This is a genomic window from Shewanella sp. 1180_01, from assembly GCF_052850535.1.
The window spans coordinates 1-4,243 of the sequence record NZ_VXCT01000102.1; the positions used below are offsets into that span (position 1 = coordinate 1).

Genomic DNA, 4,243 nt, shown 5'->3' on the forward strand with positions numbered 1-4,243 from the left:
TTTAATTAGTCTAACTCAATGATTTGTTTGCCATTATCTGGGTATCCCATAGGGCCTGCAAGTTCACCATGCCAAAGAGAAAAATGTTCGTGGATAATTTTCCATGAACCTTCAGTTTGCATCCAAATAAATGATAATCGCATTGCACTATCAATCAACTCTCCATTTGTTAGCTTTGTTTTGTTATCAATAATGAGTGTTGTAAGTACGATGTCATCTGAAAGCCTTGAAGAATGAACGTCACGTGTAAGAAACTTCTGCTTATCTACAAATCCACCAAAAATTTTCCCTAGCCAAACTTTGTACTCTTTCCAACCCTTATGGAATGGGCCATCAGCATCTGCAAATCGCAATTCTGGGTCTTGGTTATAGTATGATTTTACTTTCTCTATATTCATTTTACCAAAACCATTTGCGACCAAGTCAGTAACCATATTTTTGAATTGATCTTGTTGCTTTTGTTTTAGTGTAAAATTATGCTTTAATTGATGTTCAACATTGACTGGAGTTTCAGTTGAAGCGACACTCGCGAAGTTTATACTTGTAACAACTAATGTAAGTAGAATTTTCTGTACTAATTTCATCATAACCTCTTATATATGTTTAATTTTTTAGAATGAACAGCTGGCATTTAACTCTAACGTATTTGCATTATTTCCATAACCTCCAAAGTTATGTATGTTTTGTAATGTGATTCCATATGAAAATGATTTTGATAAAGGTATTTGAACCCCTAGTCTTAATAAGTGCCCGTATGAGGAATCGTTTAGATTTGCTGCATAACTGTTATATTCAGAACTTCTTCCAAACTGTGATTCATAGAAAGCATTGAAGTTAAATTCGAAGTTTTTGAATTTGAAATTCTTATTTGCTGTTATAACGGCTGCGCCTGATCTAATGACCTTTGTACCGTAATCCACATATTGGCCCGTGATTGGATTAATAGCACCTTGGAATGGGTTGTTTTGATTGATTGTTATGTTATACCCAATTTTAGGTGTTATGATAAAATCATTGATATTTATTTCGTAAGATAATCCAAAGTAATTATTGGACTCAACCATAAATTCATTGCTTATAAAATAGTTATATGACCATAAGCTAAAGTCGCTATTTTCAATGTTAATATTTGTATCTAAAAAAGCTCTAAAGGATGCGTATGCACCAACACCTTTAGAAGGACTTCCTTTTTTATTCAGAAAGCTGTTTCCAGAACCCATTGCAAATGGATCATCCCATTGAATAATTATCGAATTACTTCCCCAGTCATAATTTGCTAAGTGCATATAGTCAATTATTATTCTGTCATACTTTGCTAACCCTTTTGTAAATCCATTATCGCTATTAAGACCTATTTCGGTTAGCTGTTTGTCATATCGTAATGTTAAAGCTTGAAACTCATTACTCGAACTGGCAAAAACACTGCTGGAAATGATAGATAGCGCTAATAAGGATATGGTTTTTTCTTTCATATGTTTTTTTGACATGAGATATTCTATCTACTTGTTAATTTGTTTCTATAATGTCTAATAAAAATAACATAGAAACTCAGGTGTAGGTCACCAATCGGCAGTAATTATATTACTGCTGGTTGAGAGCGTCGCTTGTTAGCTTTTAATTTTATAGGGTAATATTATTACAGGATATTTGTGATGCCTGTTATTGTATCTTTTCGTTTTGTTGATAAAGTTAGTTCCTGATCATTATATTTTATCGTTGGGTGGTACTATGAATAAAAATGCTTTTAAAAAAATATTACTTATATTTATTTCTTTAATAGTAATTATGGTTTTTATAATTCCAGTGTTTAATTCTGATGGTGATGGGTTCGCAAGCTGTTCAAATCTATCGAGTTATGCAAAAAGTTTTGATGATAAGGCTGTGTTAGCTGGTCACCACAAGGTCTCGACTAACAATAAATGTGAATCATGTCATGTTAATAAATCAAATTCATTCGATATATTAGGGGCGATAATTTCATCTTGTCCAAGTGAAAGTGAAATCCCAGAAATCACCAGGGATAATTGTTTGGCTTGTCATAATGATCAATCGAAAGTAAAAGAGGTTTTCTCTATTACTACAGATAGGATCAAGTTTGTAGACGGTGACAAGGTTTATAAGATGCATGATAACCACACTGGAGAGGAAGAGTGCTCTACCTGCCATAAAGGACATGGTAAGTCTAATATTATTTGTGCTGAATGCCACAATGCGAAATGGATTATGGATTTAAAAAAGAAAGGCTGGACAGCAAGTTAATTAATTGAATAATTTATATATTAGGTGAATTTATGTCAAATACAAATAATGAAGGCACAGATAATTCTCGTCGCTTATTTTTAAAAGCAGGTGTACTAACTGGAGCGACTAGTTTAAGCGCTGTAGCCCTATCAGGGTGTAATCAATCCTCAAAAGACAGTGCTACTGTAGTAAAAGCTGAAAAAGATGCTAAAAAGTGGAGTTGGGAAAATGTACCGGATCCAATTCCTGAATCTAAAATTGTGAAGACAGTTAACTCTGATATTGTTGTTATTGGTGCTGGGATTGCTGGATTATCGGCCTCAGCCCATGCCAGTGAAATGGGAGGAAGTGTTTCGGTCGTAGAAAAGCATACCGGTGTTCGTATTTGTGGGTTAATGTTTGGTGCTACAGACTCAAAACTGATGCAAAAGCATGGTGTAAAGTGCGACAAAGAGAAAGTCGTTGTTGATTGGCTTAAAACTTGCGGAGATCGTCCTCAAGAAGAATTAGTCAGGTTATACGCTGATAGGAGTCCTGAAGTTATAAACTGGCTTATTAATAAGGCCGAATCTTATGGGTGTCCTGTTTATTTATATAATGGGCAATATACTGGCAAAAATCATTTCGAACATGCTGGCACACATATTTTTAAATATGACTTTTTCCCAGGGCAAGGAATCAATCACACTCCAGGATGGATGCTTAAAATGGAATGTGAAGAGTCAAAAAATGTAGATTTTTATTTTGAAAACCACGTTGAACAACTGCTTCAAAAAGATGGTCGTGTAATTGGTTGTATCGCTAAGTCAAAAGAGGGGTATGTTAAGTATCTTGGTAGTAAGGGCGTTCTTTTAGCAACAGGAGATATTGCACATGATCGAGAAATGCTCGAGTGTTTTGCGCCTATAGGATTACTACCAAAGAAGGTTATTTATCCACCAAAGCCATTAAATACAGGCGATGGACATAAAATGGGTCTATGGGTTGGTGCTCAACCTGAAATAGGTGATTGGCCTACAATGTTACATCCTTTAGCGTATAGTTGGCAGCAATTTGGCTTCATACATGTTAACAGTCAAGGTAAACGTTTTATGAACGAAGATACTTGGCTCCAAGCAAAATCAGTTAAGATATTAACTCAACCTGGAAATAAGGATTTTGCCTATACTATTTTCGATAAAAATTGGAAAGAACAATTGGCGAAATCAATTCCTGAGGGAGGCGGGCAATTTTGGGACGGGATGGAAAGAACAATAGAGGAAGAGTGGACTCCAGATCTAGATGTACATAACCTAGAAAAAGGTATTGAGTCTGGTATCGCTTTTAAGGCGGAAACATTAGAGCAACTTGCTGATTTAATTGATGTCGATAAAAAGAGCTTTTTAGCAACGATTAAGCGCTATAACCAACTGACTGACTCTGGTGTCGATAGTGATTATGGTAAAAACATTAAAATGATGAATAGCATCAAAGAAGGGCCATTTTACGCTACGAAGCATGGACCTGCTTTATTAGCGGTAACGGGTGGTTTGCTTGTCAATAATAAAATTCAAGTTATTGATAAAGAGCATGAGCCTATTCCTGGTTTGTATGCTGCTGGTAATGTTTCAGGGGGACGATATGGGGTAGATTATCCCGTTACGATCAACGGAACAAGCCTTATGACTGCTACTATGTGGGGATATATTGCAACTGAAACAATGCTCAAATCTTAATTTGGGTATGTGGAGTGCTCAATAACCCATGTTATTGAGCACTTTGGGTTGTTAATATTCGCGTAACATCTTGGTATCTATAACTTGGATTTGATCAACAACGTTTGTCCGTCATCAGTTATCGGTATGTGGTGAAAGTGCTGCTTTTGGCTTTATGTTGCTCCATTGAGTTGCAGTCAGTATCTGAAATCAGAAAGTAGGGCTTATTGACCAATCAGTATAAAGATGTGATCGCTCAGCGAGAACTTAATGCTTCAGAGGCAAGGTCATTAATTGCTCCTTGGTTC

At 35.7% G+C, this 4,243-nt stretch carries 4 protein-coding genes; 2 read left to right on the forward strand and 2 right to left on the reverse strand.

Going from position 1 to position 4,243, the window contains the following annotated elements; translation table 11 throughout:
* Positions 1-5 precede the first annotated feature (5 nt).
* Entirely contained in the window at positions 6-587 is a 582-nt protein-coding gene (locus tag FW758_RS24015) for a YybH family protein (protein ID WP_446446765.1), read from the reverse strand.
* A 24-nt stretch (positions 588-611) separates the two neighbouring features.
* Positions 612-1,487 (reverse strand): hypothetical protein, encoded by an 876-nt coding sequence (locus tag FW758_RS24020; protein ID WP_446446766.1) that lies wholly within the window; start codon positions 1,485-1,487, stop codon positions 612-614.
* Positions 1,488-1,728: 241 nt separating this feature from the next.
* On the opposite strand from FW758_RS24020, the gene FW758_RS24025 reads away from it, so the two are divergent.
* Together FW758_RS24025 and FW758_RS24030 are read left to right on the forward strand one after the other, a co-directional pair.
* The gene (locus FW758_RS24025) at positions 1,729-2,259 is read left to right on the forward strand and encodes a cytochrome c3 family protein (RefSeq protein ID WP_446446767.1); all 531 of its coding nucleotides are present in this window, start codon (positions 1,729-1,731) and stop codon (positions 2,257-2,259) included.
* A gap of 32 nt (positions 2,260-2,291) precedes the next feature.
* Positions 2,292-3,956: an FAD-dependent oxidoreductase gene (locus FW758_RS24030; protein WP_446446768.1), complete on the forward strand. Its 1,665-nt coding sequence runs from the start codon at positions 2,292-2,294 to the stop codon at positions 3,954-3,956.
* Positions 3,957-4,243 lie beyond the last annotated feature (287 nt).

Coding starts and splice junctions, on each gene's coding strand:
- FW758_RS24015 (WP_446446765.1), bottom strand. CDS start 587: ATGATGAAATTAGTACAGAAAATTCTACTTACATTAGTTGTTACAAGT.
- FW758_RS24020 (WP_446446766.1), bottom strand. CDS start 1,487: ATGTCAAAAAAACATATGAAAGAAAAAACCATATCCTTATTAGCGCTA.
- FW758_RS24025 (WP_446446767.1), top strand. CDS start 1,729: ATGAATAAAAATGCTTTTAAAAAAATATTACTTATATTTATTTCTTTA.
- FW758_RS24030 (WP_446446768.1), top strand. CDS start 2,292: ATGTCAAATACAAATAATGAAGGCACAGATAATTCTCGTCGCTTATTT.